General features: G+C 71.9%; 10 protein-coding genes and 1 pseudogene. 8 read left to right on the forward strand and 3 right to left on the reverse strand.

Annotated elements, in window-relative coordinates; genetic code table 11:
• Positions 1–67: 67 nt before the first annotated feature.
• From MMF93_RS31090 to MMF93_RS31100, 3 genes and pseudogenes are all read right to left on the reverse strand, one after another.
• A complete protein-coding gene (locus MMF93_RS31090) occupies positions 68–868 on the reverse strand; it encodes a MerR family transcriptional regulator (RefSeq protein ID WP_242756493.1) in 801 nt (266 codons plus the stop codon).
• On the reverse strand, positions 861–1,397 hold the full coding sequence (locus MMF93_RS31095) for a VOC family protein (RefSeq protein WP_242756494.1): 537 nt from the start codon (positions 1,395–1,397) through the stop codon (positions 861–863). The genes MMF93_RS31090 and MMF93_RS31095 overlap by 8 nt, the downstream gene beginning before the upstream one ends.
• Positions 1,398–1,515: 118 nt before the next feature.
• A pseudogene (locus MMF93_RS31100) lies at positions 1,516–2,541 on the reverse strand (LacI family DNA-binding transcriptional regulator); the annotation flags it as partial.
• A gap of 855 nt (positions 2,542–3,396) precedes the next feature.
• On the opposite strand from MMF93_RS31100, the gene MMF93_RS31105 reads away from it, so the two are divergent.
• The 8 genes from MMF93_RS31105 (at position 3,397) to MMF93_RS31140 (ending at position 17,393) form a co-directional block, all read left to right on the forward strand.
• On the forward strand, positions 3,397–4,677 hold the full coding sequence (locus MMF93_RS31105; protein WP_423835646.1) for an ABC transporter substrate-binding protein: 1,281 nt from the start codon (positions 3,397–3,399) through the stop codon (positions 4,675–4,677).
• 129 nt (positions 4,678–4,806) lie between these two features.
• Entirely contained in the window at positions 4,807–5,733 is a 927-nt protein-coding gene (locus MMF93_RS31110; protein WP_242756496.1) for a carbohydrate ABC transporter permease, read from the forward strand.
• Complete coding sequence (locus MMF93_RS31115) at positions 5,733–6,689, forward strand: carbohydrate ABC transporter permease (RefSeq protein ID WP_242756497.1); 957 nt, start codon at positions 5,733–5,735, stop codon at positions 6,687–6,689. Before MMF93_RS31110 ends, MMF93_RS31115 begins: the two co-directional genes overlap by 1 nt.
• Before the next feature lie 53 nt (positions 6,690–6,742).
• Entirely contained in the window at positions 6,743–8,092 is a 1,350-nt protein-coding gene (locus MMF93_RS31120; protein ID WP_242756498.1) for a glycoside hydrolase 5 family protein, read from the forward strand.
• On the forward strand, positions 8,089–10,218 hold the full coding sequence (locus MMF93_RS31125; RefSeq protein ID WP_242756499.1) for an endo-beta-N-acetylglucosaminidase: 2,130 nt from the start codon (positions 8,089–8,091) through the stop codon (positions 10,216–10,218). Before MMF93_RS31120 ends, MMF93_RS31125 begins: the two co-directional genes overlap by 4 nt.
• 34 nt (positions 10,219–10,252) lie before the next feature.
• A complete protein-coding gene (locus tag MMF93_RS31130; RefSeq protein ID WP_242756500.1) occupies positions 10,253–13,330 on the forward strand; it encodes an alpha-mannosidase in 3,078 nt (1,025 codons plus the stop codon).
• Positions 13,331–13,504: 174 nt separating this feature from the next.
• Complete coding sequence (locus MMF93_RS31135) at positions 13,505–15,763, forward strand: HelD family protein (RefSeq protein ID WP_242757866.1); 2,259 nt, start codon at positions 13,505–13,507, stop codon at positions 15,761–15,763.
• Positions 15,764–16,220: 457 nt separating this feature from the next.
• Entirely contained in the window at positions 16,221–17,393 is a 1,173-nt protein-coding gene (locus MMF93_RS31140; protein WP_242756501.1) for a beta-1,3-glucanase family protein, read from the forward strand.
• The last annotated feature ends 44 nt before the right edge of the window (positions 17,394–17,437 follow it).

Genomic DNA, 17,437 nt, shown 5'->3' on the forward strand with positions numbered 1-17,437 from the left:
CCCCGGCACCTCGCGGACTGCGCGAGGACGCTCCCACGGGACGGCCCCACGGGCTGGTCCCCGCGTTCTACTCCCAGGTCGCGGTGTCCGGGTCGATGCCGTGGGCACGCGCGTCGGCGTCGATGAGCCGACGGAACCACCCGGCGAGGCCGCTGCGGATGCCGTCGTAGTGGGCGGCGAACCCCGGATCGGACTCGTACATGCGGCCGAGACAGACCTGCATCTGCCTGGTCAGCGGAAAGTAGGAGGCGAAAACCTCCCGGTGCCGCTCGACGAGGTGATGCGCCTCCGGGCTGCCGGGTGTGACGCTGGCGTCCATCGCTTCCCCGAGGGCGCGGTCGAGGCCGGCGACGTCGTCGGCGACGGCCTGCCATTCCGCCGGGCCACGGGACGCCGAGCGTTCGGCGTACTGCCGCCACTGGGCCGTGTCTCCGTAGCGCTCACGGGCTTGGGCAGGCCAGTCCGGGTCCCACCGCGGGCCGAAGATCGCGGCCTGCTCCTCGGCGGTGAGCAGCAGGCCGCGCTCGTGGGCGTCGATCATCCGCTCCAGTCCGGCGCTGAGCCGCTGGAGGCGTTCGATCCGTTCGGCGACCTGGGCGCGCTGCGCGCGCAGCGCACCGGGCACGTCCGCCGAGTCCTCCAGCACGGCCCGGATCCGGTCCAGGCCGAGACCGATCTCGCGGTAGACGACGATGCGGTGGAGGCGTTCCAGGTCGGCGGTCGTGTAGAGCCGGTACCCGGCGGCCGTGCGCAGCGAGGGCCGTGCCAGGCCGATCTCGTCCCAGTGGTGCAGCGCGCGGACCGTCACGCCCAGGCGCGCCGAGACCTGACCGACGGTCAGGCCGTCGACGTCAGTGGTATCAGGCATGCCTGTCATTGTCGCCGCGACCGGTGCCCGGTGGCTTGATCCCGACGGTTGCGAGATTGCGGGCCTCCTGGCTGGACGGGTCGAAGGGCTTCGCCGCGGTGAAGACGATCCGTGCGTTCTCCGGTGTGGTCACCACGATGTCGCGGGTGTTCCAGGGGGTGTCCCGCGGGCCTTCCACCGAGCCCTGGCGCAACGCACGGCAGGCCTCGACGACGGAATCGACCTGGTCGAGCACGCACGCGAAACTCAGGCTCAATCCCGCCGGCTGTTCCGGGACGCCCGTCGCCGGGACGAGGAGGACATCCTGGAACGCCCACCGGCGCAGATGCACGACCTCCCCGGGGATGCTGAACAGATCGACGAAGCCGAGCCCACGGGTCCAGAAGTCCGTCGACGCCGCCAAGTCGTCCGTGGGGATGGTCGCGAAGGCGGGCATGCCGTAGATGCCGCGGAACGGCTCCGGAGGAACGGCCTCCGGTCCTGGAGTGGGTACGGGGCTCATCTCGAACGCGTCGTAGTGGTCGCTCATGGACCTCACTCTTCGGCCTCACGCGGCGTGAGGGTCAAGCCGAATCCGACTCCGAGCCCGAACCCCTGTCCGTGACCCCGTCCGAGAAGCCGCGGCCGCGCCGGGGCGAGACGGCCTGGCCCTTCGGTGCCGCGGTGCTCTCCCGTACCAGCAGTTCGGGCAGCGGCACCCCGACGGTGCGGGAGGGCGAGCCGTCCAGGAGACGGGTCAGTTCCTGCGCGGCGCCGCGCCCGAAGGCGACCGGGTCGCGGGCCAGCGCGGTCAGCCACGGGTGCACCATGCGGCAGAGCACCGAGTCCTCCCAGGAGACGATGGACAGGTCACCCGGGACCGACAGACCCCGCTCGGCCGCGGCGGCCACGCCCGCGGCGGCCATCACGTCGTTGTCGTAGATGACGGCGGTCGGCGGCGCGTCCTCGTCGAGCAGCCGCCGGGTCATCGCCGCGCCCTCGGCATCCGAGTAGTCGGTCGTCAGGGACCTGGCACGCGGCAGGCCACGCCGTCCGGCCTCGGCCCGCAACGAGGCGATCCGGCGTTCGGTGTGCGCCAGGGCGGCAAGCCCCGCGACGTGGACGATGTCGCGGTGTCCCAACTCGTACAGGTGGGAGACGACCGACGTCATGGCTCCCGCGTCGTCTGCGGAGACGGCGGAGAGCCGGGGCCTGGTCTCGGTGCCTCCGATGGCGACGGCGGGCAGCCCCAGCGACTCCAGGATCCCGGGCCGCGGATCCGCCGAGCGCGGGTCGACCAACAGCACACCGTCGACGCGGTGCTCGGCCCACCAGTGGCGGTACATCGCGCACTCGGCCGTCACGTCCTCCACGACCTGGAAGAGCAGGCCGAGCCTGCGCTGTGCGAGTACCTGCTGGACGCCGGAGATGAGCTGGAGGAAGAACGACTCGACCCCGAGCATGCGCGCGGGGCGTGCCAGCACCAGGCCGATGGTGGCCGCGCCCTCTCCGGACAGCGCCCGGGCGGCGGTGCTGGGCCGCCAACCGACCTGCTCGGCCACCCGGCGCACCCGTGCACGCGTGGTTTCCGACACACCCGGGCGGCCGTTGAGGGCGAACGAGACGGCGCTCTCGGACACGCCGGACCGCCGGGCGATGTCCTTGATGGTCGGACGACGCCGCTGCGCCGGCACCTCCAAGGCGCCGCCCGCTCCCGTCGTTCCCGCGGCTCCCGTAGCTTCCGTGTCTCCCGTCACTTCCGGCGCTTCGCCCGTGCTACTCGGCCCGGCCCCGCTCGGGCCGCTCTCGCTCGGCCCGCTCTCGCTCGGCCCGCTTTCGGGTTCGGCCTCCCGCGTACGGTTCGCCGCTGCCGCCGTCTCGTCCGCGCTCTCCGCCTCGACGGCTCCTTCCGAGTGCACCGCGTCCACGGAATCCACGTCAGCCCGCCCCTCGTCTCGCCTCGTCCCGGTTCTCCGGCCGCCCCGGTCGTCCCGGCAGCCTTCCTGCGACGGCGTCCGCGGTCCCGGCGGCTTGCGGTGGCAATCCTGGCAGCAATCGCCCACTGCCCGCAGCTCGCCGCCGACGCCCTGCTGTTCGCGGCCCGACCGCCACCGGGGTCCGGCCGCTGCGCAACACGGGCTGGAGCCCTGGGCCGACCGCTGCCCTGCGCGGGCCGCCGGCCGGGCCCACCGCACGCCCGGTCCCGCCACGCACCCGGGGGCCGGCCCCCTTCCCGGCGGACGGCACCCGAGGTCACAGCTAAACCGCTTGAGCCGTCACAAACTAAAGCGCATTAGCTCTCGGGCGCAAGAGCCGCCCAGAGCCCTGGTACGGACCGCGGTAAGACGAAGGACGCCTTTACGGGGAGCTATTGACTTTCCCGTCGCGGCAATGCAGCTTATTCCCCGGCGCCGACGCCTGACATCGATGTCAGCGCCGTCTCGCCGGGAGTCCCCTGTCCGCTCGTCTGCCGGACGGCGGCCGCTCCGCGGCGTGTTCCCGTCCTGCTCGAAGGAGAGCTGTTCGTCGTGCGCAAGTCCCGCGAAGCCGTGCGCAGTTCCCGCGCAGCCGCCCTCGCCCTCGTGGGGGCCCTCGCCCTCTCCGCGTGCACCGTGGGGACACAGAACGTGGACACCACGAGCGCCGAGGGCGAGGTGCGCGGGACGATCACTTTCCAGACCTGGAGCCTGCGGGCCGCCTACCGGGGCTACTTCGAGAAACTGATCGACAAGTTCGAGCAGAAGTATCCGGGCACGCACGTGAAGTGGGTCGACCAGCCCGCGGAGGGCTACGCGGACAAGATCAGCGCGGATGCCGCCGGCGGCACCCTGCCCGACGTCGTAAACGTCTCACCCGATCTCGCCGCCCCGCTGGCGAAGGCCCACCTGGCGCTCGACCTCGACAGCGCGGCCCCGCGGTACCGGGACGAGTACCTGCCGGCCGCGTGGAAGAGCACGAAGATACCGGGTATGAAGGGCACCTACGCCTTCCCCTGGTACCTCAACACCGGGCCGCTCTTCTACAACAAGCGCCTCTTCGCCAAGGCAGGCCTCGACCCGGACGATCCGCCGCGGACCTACGACGAACTCTTCGACGCCGCGCTGACCATGGCCGAGCGCAGCGGCGGGAAGATCGCGACGTTGGCCAACGTACCCACCATCGAGGACTTCGGACGCTACGGCGTGCGGGTGATGAACTCCTCGGGCACCGCCTTCACCTTCGACGAGCCCAAGGGCGTCGAACTGCTGAAGCGCTACAGAAAGCTCTACCGGGCCGGTGCCCTGGACTCGCAGGCGTTCACCTCCACGCCCGAGCAGGCCGGGCGGAAGTTCATGCAGCAGTCCGTGGCGATGAACCCCGGCAGCGCCCTGGACCTGGACAAGTTCAAGAAGGACGCACCGAGTCTCTACAAGCACATCGGTATCACCGACGCGCCGAACAACACCGGGCACCCCAACATGTACGTGCAGGGCCTGATGGTCAACGCGGCGGGTGACAACAAGGCCACGTCCGTCGCCTTCGCGCACTTCGTGACCAACGCCGAGAACCAGATGGCGTTCGCCCACGAGACCACCGTCTTCCCCAGCACCAAGGGCGCGCTGGACGAGGAGTTCTTCACCGAGCAGGACGGCACGGACAAGACGCGGGTGCGTGTCGCCTCCGCCAAGTCGCTGGAGAAGGCCGTCAACTACACCCCGGTGCTGTTGAGCGACGACATGAAGACGGTCCTGCAGAACGCCGTCACCCGGGCGCTGCGCGGTGACGAGTCGCCCGAGAAGGCGCTGCGCCGCGCCGCCGAGGAATGCAACCGCCTGCTGCAACTCGGCTGAGGCGCGGGGCCCGGCCGCACGGCGGCCGGGCGTGGAACCGCGCCGCCGCCGCGGCGCACAGGCGTGGACCGGGGCGCGACGCGTTGAGCCGAGCCGATCGAAGGACCAGGAAAAGGACCAGGAACCGGAATGACGTCAGCCACCACCGCACCCCCGGGGACAGCGCCCAAGGCGGCGCCCCGGCGCGTGCGCAGACACCTGCCCGCCAGCCCGTGGCTGTTCCTCGCGCCCGGTCTGCTGGCCGTCACCGCCTTCAGCCTCGCCCCCTTCCTCCTGACCGTGGGCAACTCCTTCACGGACAACCGGACGCTGGTGCCGGGCTCCTTCGTCGGGCTCGCCAACTTCCGCCGGCTCCTGCACGACGAGATGTTCTGGACGGGGCTCGGCAACAGCTGCCTGTACGTGCTGGTGACCGTGCCGCTGCTGGTGCTGCTGCCGCTGCTGCTCGCGATGCTCGTGAGGCGGCACATCCCCGGTATCGCCTTCTTCCGCGCGGCTTTCTACACACCCGTCGTCGCCTCCGTGGTGGTCGTGGGCCTGATCTGGTCCTGGATGCTGGACGACCGCGGGCTGGTCAACGGCATCCTCGAAGCGCTGGGCGCGAGCCCGGTGGGCTTCCTCAGCGATTCGACGCTGATCCTGCTGAGCGCGATGCTGCTGACGGTCTGGAAGGGCCTCGGCTACTACATGATCATTTACCTGGCGGTGCTGAACAACGTGCCCAGGGAGCTCCACGAGGCCGCCGCCGTCGACGGCGCGGGGCCCGTACGCCGCTTCCTCAGCGTCACCGTCCCCGCCCTGCGCAGCACCATGGTGCTGGTCGGCGCGCTCTCCTCGGTCAGCGCCTTCAAGGTCTTCTCCGAGGTCTACCTCCTCGCGGGGGAGAACGGCGGCCCCGCGGGCGAGGACACCACGCTGGTGCAGCTCGTCCAGCAGGTCGGTACCGGACTCAACGGACGCGTGGGGTACGCCTCGGCGCTCTCCGTCGTCGTCTTCGTCATCACGCTCGGCCTGATGCTGCTGGTGCTGCGGGCCAACCGGAAGGAGGACGCGTAATGGGAGCCGTCACCGCGCATCCGGCGCCGCGCACCGGAGTGGACACCGAGCAGGCGGGCCGCGAAGGAGGGCGCCGCTCAGGCAGCCCCGGCCCCCGCCGGCTCCGCGGGCCGGCGGGGGAGGACGGCAGACGGCCCCCCGGGTGGCAGACCGCGCTGCGCTACCTGCTGCTGCTGGTCGTGTTCGCCGTCATGGTCGGCCCCTTCCTGTGGCAGCTGTCCACCTCGCTCAAGGGGCCGGGCGAGGACATCTACAGCTACCCGCCCAAGCTGCTGCCCTCCGACGCCACCCTCGACAACTACGCGGGCGTCGCCGAGATCATCCCGGTGTGGGACTACGCGCTCAACTCGCTCGCGGTGGCCGTCGGCAGCGTGGCGACCAACCTCGTCGGCGCGTCCCTGGCGGGCTACGCGCTCGCCCGGCTCCGCTTCCGCGGACGCGGGGTCGCCGTGGTCGTCTTCGTGATGGCGATGCTCGTCCCGCTCGAGAGCATCATCATCGCCCAGTTCACCATGGCGCGGGCGCTCCACCTCAACAACACCCTGCTCGGGGTGCTGCTGCCCGGCGCCGTAGGTGCCATGAACGTGCTGCTGATGCGCAACGCGTTCTCCCACCTGCCGTTCGAGGTGGAGGAAGCCGCCCTCGTGGACGGCGCCAACGTCTGGCAGCGGTTCGTGCGGATCGCGCTGCCCTCCGTCAAGGGCACGCTGGCCGTCGTGGCGATCTTCGCCTTCATGGCCGCGTGGGACGACTTCCTGTGGCCCCTGATCGTGCTCAGCGACCCCGCCAACTTCACCCTCACCGTGGGCCTCAACTATCTGCACGGCACCTTCGCCGACGACCAGCGGCTCGTGGCGGCCGGCACCATCATCGCCGTACTGCCGCTGATCGTCATGTTCGCCTGTCTCCAGCGCTACTTCTTCCGCGGCGTCGGTGAGGGCGCCGTCAAGGGCTGAGACACCCGCACCGCGACAATGCCGCCCCCTACCTCCGGGAACACCACCACACGATGACGCACACGTCCGCCCCCACGCCCTCGGCCGCTCCGCGCTTCGGAGTCAACTACACCCCCTCCCGCGACTGGTTCCACCACTGGCTCGACTTCGACCTGGACGCGGTGCGCACCGACCTCGACTCCATCGCCTCCCTCGGCCTCGACCACATCCGCGTCTTCCCCCTGTGGCCGCTCTTCCAGCCCAACCGCACCCTCGTGCGGCCCCGCGCCGTCGAGCAGTTGGTGCGGCTCGTCGACGCCGCCGGCGAGCGCGGCCTCGACGTCAACGTGGACGGGCTGCAGGGCCACCTGTCCAGCTTCGACTTCCTGCCCGCGTGGACCGGGACCTGGCACCGCCGCAACCTCTTCACCGACCCGGACGTCGTCGAGGGCGAGGCCACCTACCTGCGCACCCTCGCCGCCGCCCTCGCCGACCGGCCCCACTTCCTCGGCATGACGGTGGGCAACGAGATCAACCAGTTCTCCGGAGACCCGCACCCCGACCCCGACCGCATCAGCCAGGACCAGGCCGAACACTGGCTGCGGCGCATGCTGGAGGCCTGCCGCGAGGGCGCACCCGACAAGTGGCACCTGCACGCCGAGTACGACGCGGCCTGGTACCTGGACGGGCACCCCTTCACCCCGGCGCACGCGGCCCGCCTCGGCGCCGCGACCGCCGTCCACTCCTGGGTCTTCAACGGCACCGCGCAGCGGCACGGCCACGCGGGGACCGCCACCGAACACCACGCCGCCTACCTGATCGAGCTGTCCAAGGCGTGGGCCGAAGAGCCGCGCAGGGCCGTCTGGCTCCAGGAGGTGGGCGCACCCGCACCGCACGTCCCCGCCGAGCACGCCGCCGCCTTCACCCGCGCCACCGTCGACGCGGCACTCGACTGCCAAGACGTGTGGGGGGTCACCTGGTGGTGCTCCCACGACGTCCCCCGCGGCCTCGCCGACTTCCCCGAACTCGAGTACTCCCTCGGCCTGTTCACCGAGGACCAGCAGCCCAAGCCCGCGGCGCGCGCGCTGGCCGACGCCGTACGGGAGTACCGGGCGGCCCCGCGTCCGCCCGCACCGCGCACCACAGCCCTCGTGCTCGACGCGCATCCCGAAGGTCTAGAGGGGAAGCATCCCGAAGGGCCGCAAGGGAGCGGCGACGGGGACGGTGCCCGGCCCGGCAGGTCCGTGTGCGCACCCGGCGGCCCCTTCTTCGAGGCGTTCGCCCGGCTGACCGCCGCGGGGGTGCGCCCCGCCGTGGTGCTGGCCGAACGGTCCCGCGACACCGCACACCTGACCGCCCGGGGCATCACCGACCTGGTCACCGTCGAGCAGGCCGCCGCACAAACCATCGAGGAGCAGACATGAGGCGCCGCACCGTCCTCGGCTCGGCCACCACGGCCGCCGCCGCCCTCCTCGGCCCGCTCACCGTGCCCGCCTCAGGACGCGCCCCCTCCGCCCGTGCCTCCGGCGCGGGCAGCGGAGCCGGACAGGCAGGACAGCCCCACGCCTCCTACTGGTTCCCCGACGCGCTCCCCTCGGGCTCACCCGGCGAGGGCGTCGTGTGGCGGAGCCTGAAGGACTGGCGCCCCGAGGAGGACGCGGACCTGCCCTTCAACAGGGCTTCCGTCCCCCTGGCCCGGCGCTTCACGCCCGTCGCCGCCAACACCTCGGCGAGGTCGGGGCAGGCCCGCATCAGCGCGCTGGTCGCCTTCGACCACACAGCGGGCAACCCGGCGCAGGGCGGCGGCAGCGCCGACTACTACGCCCTCACCCAGTGGGCGTACCTGGACGAGCTGGTCTTCTGGGGAGGCTCGGCGGGGGAGGGGCTGATCCTCGCGCCCAACGCCCCGGTCGTGGACGCCGCGCACCGCAACGGAGTGCCCGTCCTCGGCACCGTCTTCCTGCCGCCCGTCGGACACGGCGGAACGCTGCGCTGGACCCGCGACCTCGTGCAGCGGGACGCCTCGGGCGGCTACCCGCTGGCGGACCGGCTGGCCCAGGTGGCCGTGGCCCACGGTTTCGACGGCTGGTTCGTCAACGCCGAGACCGAGGGGGGCGACGCCGCACTCGCCGGACACATGCACGGCTTCCTGCGCCGGATGCGAGCCCTCTGCGACCGCCACGGCCTGCGTCTCACCTGGTACGACGCGCTCACCCGCGAGGGCGAGGTGGGCTGGCAGGGCGCGCTGAACGAGGCCAACCGCGACTTCTTCCACGACGCGCGGGGCAAGGTCAGCGACGCGATGTTCCTCGACTTCAGGTGGACCCCGGACAGCCTCGCCTCCTCCGGCCGGTTCGCCGAAGACCTCGGCCGCGACCGCTACGCGCTCCAGGCGGGCGTCGACGTCGAGCAGGACGGCTGGAACACCGACGTCGACTGGGACGCCCTCGTCCCCACCGGCAAGCCCCACACCGTCAGCTACGGCTTCTACCGGCCCGAGTGGACCCTCACCCACCTCGGGGAGAAGGAACGTACCCCCGAGCGCTTCCACGCCGCCGACGACAGGTTCTGGACCGGCACGTCACTCGACCCCGCACTGCCGGGTCGCCCGGGCGGTGGCTGGCGGGCACCGGCGGCCGTGGTCGCCGACCGCTCCACCATCGACGCCGTTCCCTTCGCCACCACCTTCAACACCGGTCACGGACTGCGGTGGTACGAGGAGGGCCGGGCGACCTCCGACGCGCAGTGGAACCACCTCGGGCTCCAGGACCGGCTGCCCGCCCGGCGCTGGGCGCTGACCACCACAGGCACCCGGCCGGAGGTCTCCTTCGACTTCGCCGACGCCTGGCACGGCGGCAGCAGCCTGCTGGCCGCGGGCCGGCTCGACGCACCGGTGACGATCGAGCTGTACTCCACCCGGCTGCCCGTCGGCCCGCACACCACCGTCTCGCTCACCCACCGCGCCGCGGAAGGTTCGGCGGACGTCAGCGTCGAACTGGCCGTCGCCCTCGCGGAACCCGACCGCCCGGGCGCTCCGGTGCCCTTCACCTACCTGCCCGCGGGCACCGCCAGGCCCGATGGCGCAGGCTGGGTCACCGCGACCGTACGCCTCGGCCCCCACCTGCCCGCACCCGGCAAACACACCGTCAGGACGCTGGGCGTACGCATCACCCCCGTCGACGGACCAACCGGCGCTCCCGCTCCCGCGACCAGCTGGCGGCTGGGCGCCCTCGCCGTGCGCGACGGGCACCAGGCGCCTGACGCACCGCCCCGCGCGCTGCGCGTCACCGACGCGGCACCGGACGGCGACGGCACCAGCGCGCTGCGCCTGGCCTGGCAGCCCGCCCCGGGCCGGGTACGCCACTACGCGCTGCACCGCGTGCTGCCCGACGGCACCCGGCGCTTCCTCGGCGCCACCTGCCAGCACGCCTTCTTCGTACCAGGGCTGAGCCCCGAACAGGGTGAGAAGGCCGCCCGCTTCACCCTGCACACCGTCGGGGAGCTGTACACCCACTCGTCCTCCTCCGCCTCCACCAGCCACCTTTGGTAAGCCCGACCGGAAACCCCTACGGAGAGCAGCACTCATGCACGACGACCGCGCACTGACCGAAGGCCGCCTCAAGCGGGTCCTCGACGAACGCATCCGCCCCGCCGTCCACTCCTCCTGTGTCCCGCTCCAGGTGACGGTCTGGCACGCGCCGGGCGAGCCGGTCCCGGTCGCCGAGGGGCTGGCGGCGCCGCACTCCCCGGTCGCCGTGGGGGACAGGTGGGGCGCGCCCTGGGGCACCAGCTGGTTCCGGGTGACCGGCAGCGTGCCGGCCGACTGGGCGGGCCGCACCGTCGAGGCCGTCCTCGACCTGGGCTTCGACGAGAACATGCCGGGCTTCCAGTGCGAGGGACTGGTCTACCGCCCCGACGGCTCGCCGGTGAAGGGGCTCAACCCGCGCAACCAGTGGGTGCGCGTCGCCGAGAGCGCGGCGGGCGGCGAGCCGGTCGACCTGCACATCGAGGCCGCCTCCAACCCGGTGATCCTCGACTACCACCCCTTCCTGCCCACCGACCTGGGTGACAAGGACACCGCGGGCAGCGAGCCCCAGTACCGGCTGGCCCGCATGGACCTGGCCGTCTTCGAGGAAGACGTCTGGAACCTGGTGATGGACCTGGAGGTGCTGGACGAGCTGATGCGGGAGCTGCCCGCCGACGGCGCCCGGCGCTGGGAGATCCTGCGCGCGCTCGACCGCGCGCTGGACGCCCTCGACCTGCAGGACGTCCCGGGCTCCGCCGCCGCGGCACGCGCCTGCCTCACCGACGTCCTCAGCGCCCCCGCCCGCGCCTCGGCGCACCGCATCACCGCCGTCGGCCACGCGCACATCGACTCGGCCTGGCTGTGGCCGCTGCGCGAGACGGTGCGCAAGGTGGCGCGTACCACCTCCAACATGACGGCACTGCTGGAGGACGAGCCGGACTTCGTCTACGCCATGTCGCAGGCTCAGCAGTACGCCTGGATCAAGGAACACAGGCCCGAGGTCTACGCGAAGGTCAAGGAGGCCGTCGCCGAGGGCCGCTTCGTCCCGGCCGGCGGCATGTGGGTCGAGTCCGACACCAACATGCCCGGCTCCGAGGCGATGGCCCGCCAGTTCGTGCACGGGAAGCGGTTCTTCCTGGACGAGTTCGGCGTCGAGAACAACGAGGCGTGGCTGCCCGACACCTTCGGATTCGCCGCGGGTCTTCCGCAGATCATCAAGGCGGCGGGCGCCAAGTGGCTGCTCACCCAGAAGATCTCCTGGAGCCAGATCAACTCCTTCCCGCACCACACGTTCAACTGGGAGGGTATCGACGGCACCCGGATCTTCACCCACTTCCCGCCCGTGGACACCTACAACTGCTCCATGAAGGGCTCGGAGATCGCTCACGCGGCCCGCAACTTCAAGGACAAGGGGCGCGCCACCCGCTCGCTGGCACCCACGGGCTGGGGCGACGGCGGTGGCGGTACCACCCGCGAGATGGTCGCCAAGGCCGCGCGGATGCGGAACCTGGAGGGCTCGGCCACCGTCGAGTGGGAGAGCCCCGCCGCCTTCTTCGCCAAGGCCGAGGCCGAGTACCCCGACCCGCCGGTGTGGGCGGGCGAGCTGTACCTGGAGCTGCACCGGGCCACCCTCACCAGCCAGGCCGGTACCAAGCAGGGCAACCGCCGCAGCGAACACCTGCTGCGCGAGGCCGAGCTGTGGGCGGCCACCGCCGCCGTGCGCGCGGGACACCCCTACCCGTACGACCAGCTCGACCGGCTGTGGAAGACGGTGCTGCTGCACCAGTTCCACGACATCCTGCCGGGCTCCTCCATCGCCTGGGTGCACCGCGAGGCGGAGGAGACCTACGCGCGGGTCGCCGCGGAACTGACCGACCTCATCGACGCCGCACAGCGTGCCCTCACGCAAGGCGGCGCGGGCCAGGGCACCCGTGTCGCCTTCAACGCCTCCCCGCACGCCCGCGGCGGCGTGCCCGCAGGCGGCGCGGCCCCGCTCACCGTCCCCGAGGGCACCGTGGCCGCCACCGCCCGCGAGGGCGGCGGCTTCACCCTCGACAACGGGCTGCTGCGGGTGGAGATCGACGAGCGCGGACTCGTCGTCTCCGCCTACGACCTGGCCGCCCGCAGGGAAGCCGTCGCCCCCGGGCAGGCAGCCAACCTCCTCCAGCTCCACCCCGACTTCCCGAACATGTGGGACGCCTGGGACGTGGACGCGTTCTACCGCAACACCGTCACCGACCTCACCGACGCCGACGAGGTCGCGCTGACCGAGGAGCCGGCGCGCGCCGGGCGGCCCGCCACGGCCTCGGTCCGGGTCACCCGCTCCTTCGGTGCCTCGTCCGCCACGCAGGTACTCACCCTGGCCGCCGGGGCCAAGCGGCTCGACGTGGACACCGAGGTCGACTGGCACGAGACGGAGAAGTTCCTCAAGGCGGCCTTCCCCCTCGACCTGCACACCGACCGGTACGCCTCCGAGACCCAGTTCGGCCACTTCTACCGGCCCACCCACACCAACACCAGCTGGGACGCCGCCAAGTTCGAGGCCTGCAACCACCGATTCCTCCACCTGGAGGAGCCGGGCTGGGGCGCCGCGCTGGTGACCGACTCCACCTACGGGCACGACGTCACCCGCGGCGCGCGCGCCACCCGCGAGGACACCTCGGCGGCGGGCGGCACGACCACGACCGTGCGCCTTTCGCTGCTGCGCGCGCCCCGGTTCCCCGACCCGCACACCGACCAGGGGGTGCACCGCTTCCGCTACGCCCTGCTTCCCGGCGCCGGGATCGGGGACGCGGTACGCGAGGGCTGGCACATCAACCTGCCCGTGCGGGAGACCGAGGGCACGGCGGGGGTGGCCCCGCTGGTGGCCGTGGACAACGAGGCCGTGGTCCTCAGCGCGGTCAAGCTCGCCGACGACGCGAGCGGCGACGTGGTGGTGCGCTTCCACGAGGCGCACGGCGGGCGCGCACCGCTGAGCCTGACGCCCGGATTCGCCTTCGCGCGGGTGACGGCCTGCGATCTGCTGGAGCGGCCCCTGTCCGCCGGGCGCACGGGGGTGACCACCACCGAGGACGGCTCGGTGGAACTGGCGCTCGGCCCCTTCGAGCTGGTGACCCTGCGCTTCTCCCAGGCGTAGTGGCAGCACCTCGCCCGGCATAAGGAAATCCCCAGTCGCAGAATTGCGACTGGGGATTTCCTGCGCTATGTTGGTTGTTTCTGTGTGCCCACAGAAAAGGCCCCGGATCAGGGCCATCAGTAGAGTAAGCATAACGGGCAGGGAGCCGATTTGTCAAACCGGGAAAGCGTCGCATTGCGGAGCGAGCAGGAATACGTCGACCACCTTTACGCGCGTGTCGACACACTGCGCCGGTGGGCGGAGTCCGCCCTCGCCCAGGCACAGGTGCCGGACGGCAACACCAAGCAGGGGCGCGTCGAACGCGACGTGCGCCTGGCGGAGCGCACGAGGTCGCTGACGGCGCTGAACTCCGTCGACGGCTCGCTGTGCTTCGGCCGTATCGACCTGGCGGACGGCACCACGCACCACATCGGCCGCATCGGCCTGCGCGAGGACGCGGAGGAGGATCCCGAGCGCACCCCGATCCTCATCGACTGGCGCGCGCCCGCGGCCCGCCCCTTCTACCTGGCCACCGGGCACACCCCCATGGGCCTGCGCCGCAGGCGCCACCTCACCACGCGGGGCCGCACCGTCACCGAGCTGCACGACGAGATCCTCGACCTGGGCGACACCGCACGCACCGGGCACGAGGACCCCAGCGGCGACACCGTCCTCCTCGCGTCCCTGAACGCCGCCCGCACAGGCCGCATGAGCGACATCGTGCGCACCATCCAGGCCGAGCAGGACCGCATCATCCGCGCACCGCACCGCGGCGTCCTCGTGGTGGAGGGCGGTCCCGGCACCGGAAAGACGGCCGTGGCGCTGCACCGGGCCGCCTTCCTGCTCTACGAGCACCGCGAACTCCTCGCCAGGCGTGCTGTGCTGGTCGTCGGCCCGAACCCGGCGTTCCTCGCCTACATCGGCGAGGTGCTGCCGTCGCTCGGCGAGACGGGCGTGCTGCTGGCGACGCTCGGTGAGCTCTTCCCCGGCATCGAGGCACGGGGCACGGACAGTGTGCACGCCGCCGAGGTCAAGGGCCGCGCCGAGATGGCGGAGATCCTGCGGCTGGCCGTCCGCGACCGGCAGCAGGTGCCCGAGCCGGGCGAGCCGATGATCATTCCGAACGACGACGGCGACCTCGTCCTCGACTGGCACATCGCAGACGAGGCCCGCGAGGCCGCGCGCGCCACCTCGCTCCCGCACAACCTGGCCCGGCCGCACTTCGCCTTCCGCGTCGTCGACGCGCTCACGGCACAGCTCGTCGAGCGCATCGGGACCGACCCCTACGGCGGCCCGAACCTGCTGGGCCCCGACGACATCGCCCAACTGGGCAAGACCATCGCCGCCAACCCCGACGTGCACGCGGCGATCGCCCAGCTGTGGCCCGACATCAGCCCCGAAGAGTTCGTCGCCGACTACCTGTCGGAACCCACCCGCCTGTCCGAGGAGGACGCCGCCGCCGTCCGCAGGCCCCACACCTCGCCCGCCGACTGGACACCGGCGGACACACCGCTGCTGGACGAGGCCGCCGAACTCCTCGGCGAGGACGACAGCGCCAGGCAGGCCGCCGCGGAGGCCGAACGCCAGGAGCGCGTCGCGTACGCGCAGGGCGTCCTGGAGGTCGCCCGCGGCTCCGAGTCGTTCGAGTTCGAGGACACCGAATCGGAGGTCCTCGCCGCGCACGACATCATCGACGCCGAGCGCATGGCCGAGCGCCACGAGGAGGCCGACCACCGCACGGCGGCCGAACGCGCCGCCGCCGACCGCACCTGGGCCTTCGGACACGTCATCGTCGACGAGGCGCAGGAGCTCTCCCCGATGGCGTGGCGGCTGCTGATGCGGCGCTGCCCCTCGCGCTCCATGACCCTCGTCGGCGACCCCGCGCAGACCTCCGAGGAGGCCGGTGTCGGCTCCTGGGAGGACATCCTCGACCCCTACGTCGGTGACCGCTGGGAGCACACCCGGCTCGACGTCAACTACCGCACACCCACCGAGGTGATGGAGCTCGCCGCCGCCGTCGTGGCCGCCGAGCGGCCCGGCTTCGCGCCGCCCTCCTCGGTCCGCTCCGAAGGCGCCCTGCCGTGGATCAGGCAGGTGTCCGGCGACCTGGCGGCGGCCGCTGCCGAGGCAGCGGCCGCCGAGACCCCGCAGGAGGGACGCCTCGCGGTCATCGCGCCCCGGCGACTGCACGATGATCTGGCCGCCCTCCTTCCGGGGGTTGTCGCGGGCGCCGATCCGGACCTGACCCGGCACCTCGTCCTGCTCGCTCCGCGCCAGGCCAAGGGCCTCGAGTTCGACCGGGTCCTGGTCGTCGAGCCCGCCGAGTTCGCCACGAGCGACCTCTACGTCGCTCTGACCCGCGCCACCAGGACACTCGGCATTCTGCACCGGTCCCCGCTGCCGGTGGGGTTGTCGGACGCAGTCGCGGCGGGCAGCGCGGAACGCCCCGACTGACGTGCTCAGGCCGGCGGCGCGGGTACGCCGCCGGCCCCGTCCGAAATCCCGGACGGGTCGGCCTCATTACGGCTGCCGGCCGCGTTCGGTTCAATCCGGGGCGAGATCACAGCGAATGTGGGTCTGCCTCTTGACGATGGTCCATACCTTCGGACACGGTGCTTTTCCGTGACGTGAGAGCGCTCATCACCCCCCACCGAAGAGGAGCGCATGTCATGACGACGGCCACACGTGTGCCCACCGACGGGGCACCGGCTCCGGGGCGCCCGGGAGCGGCGGCACGGTCCGCGAACCCGCGGTCCGCGAGCGCGCGACGTCACGCCGACCTGCCTGGCCGCGACGTGGACGGCACCCGCCGGTGCGGCCCGGCCCGGCAGGCAACCCGCACCCACACCATGTCCGCCGGGTTACCGCCCGCCGGCCGGGTGACCGTCGCGAACACCGGAGGTTCGATCCCGTGTCCCCCTTCAGCCGACGCGTGCTGCTGCGCAGCGCCGCAGCGACCGCACTCGCCGTCCCCGCAGGAGCGCTCATAGCCCAGCAGGCGAGCGCCGGCAGCCCCTCACAGCCCAAGGCGGCCGGCCTGCCGCTGAAAATCGTCAACAACAGCGGTGCCTACGACAACGCGTCGATTTACCTCTACATCGTGGGCAACGACGGCACCAACCAGTGCTACGTCACGCCCGAGGGCGAGCTGCGGCAGGTTCAGCTCTCCGACAACGGCCCTGACGGCTACACCGACTACGCCATCTCGCTGTCCGGCACCGAGACGACCGTGCAGCTGCCCGAGATGTCCGGCCGGATCTACGTCTCCTGCGGCGAGAAGCTGAAGTTCAAGGCCGTCGGCTCGGAGCAGGGCGCGGCCCTGGCCTACCCCGCGGCCTGGGTCGAGTCCGACCCGAACTACCCGATCGTGCACGACTGCGCCGAGTTCACCTACAAGGGCGGCGCCATGTACTGCAACACCACCATGGTCGACATGTTCAGCGTTCCGCTGGCCATCGGGCTCAAGGGGGCCTCGGACCAGACGACCGGCACGCTCAAGCCCGGCGCGCGGGCCGGCATCTTCGACCAGGTCAAGGGCGTGGAGGCGTTCTCCCAGCTCGTCATCGACGACAAGCGCGTCATCGCGCCAGGACACGGCCTGGGCTCCGGCCTGTTCGCCGAGGACTACTTCGCGTCCTACATCGACGAGGTCTGGTCCGCCTACCAGGGCAAGGACCTGAAGGTGACCACCAACGCAGGCGACTTCACCGGCCGCGTGACGGGCGAGACGCTGTCCTTCACGGGCCCGGCCTCCGTCTCGTTCTCCAAGCCGTCCACCAAGGACGTCCTCTTCTGCGACGGCGCCCTGGCCGCGCCCAACGACGGCACCACCGGGCCGGTGGCCGCCATCCTCGGCGCCGCCTTCAACCGCACCACCCTGCTGTCGACGGCCGAGCAGCCCACCACCGACCCGGCCGCCTTCTACCAGGGTGACCTCACCCACCACTACGCCAAGGCCATGCACGCCGCCACCGAGGACGGCAAGGCGTACGGCTTCGCCTTCGACGACGTGGGCGGCTTCGCCTCCTACATCGAGGACGGCGGGGCGACGGAGATGACGCTCACTCTGACGCCCTTCGGGTGACCCGTCCCCTCTTCGGGCCGGCCGTCCTCCGGGGCACGGGCACG

Source organism: Streptomyces tubbatahanensis, from assembly GCF_022699385.1.
In the GTDB taxonomy this organism is placed as follows: domain Bacteria; phylum Actinomycetota; class Actinomycetes; order Streptomycetales; family Streptomycetaceae; genus Streptomyces; species Streptomyces diacarni.

Excerpts from the sequence above, each read along its gene's own strand:
- MMF93_RS31090 (WP_242756493.1), bottom strand. The coding sequence starts at position 868 with ATGCCTGATACCACTGACGTCGACGGCCTGACCGTCGGTCAGGTCTCG.
- MMF93_RS31095 (WP_242756494.1), bottom strand. The coding sequence starts at position 1,397 with ATGAGCGACCACTACGACGCGTTCGAGATGAGCCCCGTACCCACTCCA.
- MMF93_RS31110 (WP_242756496.1), top strand. The coding sequence starts at position 4,807 with ATGACGTCAGCCACCACCGCACCCCCGGGGACAGCGCCCAAGGCGGCG.
- MMF93_RS31115 (WP_242756497.1), top strand. The coding sequence starts at position 5,733 with ATGGGAGCCGTCACCGCGCATCCGGCGCCGCGCACCGGAGTGGACACC.
- MMF93_RS31120 (WP_242756498.1), top strand. The coding sequence starts at position 6,743 with ATGACGCACACGTCCGCCCCCACGCCCTCGGCCGCTCCGCGCTTCGGA.
- MMF93_RS31125 (WP_242756499.1), top strand. The coding sequence starts at position 8,089 with ATGAGGCGCCGCACCGTCCTCGGCTCGGCCACCACGGCCGCCGCCGCC.
- MMF93_RS31130 (WP_242756500.1), top strand. The coding sequence starts at position 10,253 with ATGCACGACGACCGCGCACTGACCGAAGGCCGCCTCAAGCGGGTCCTC.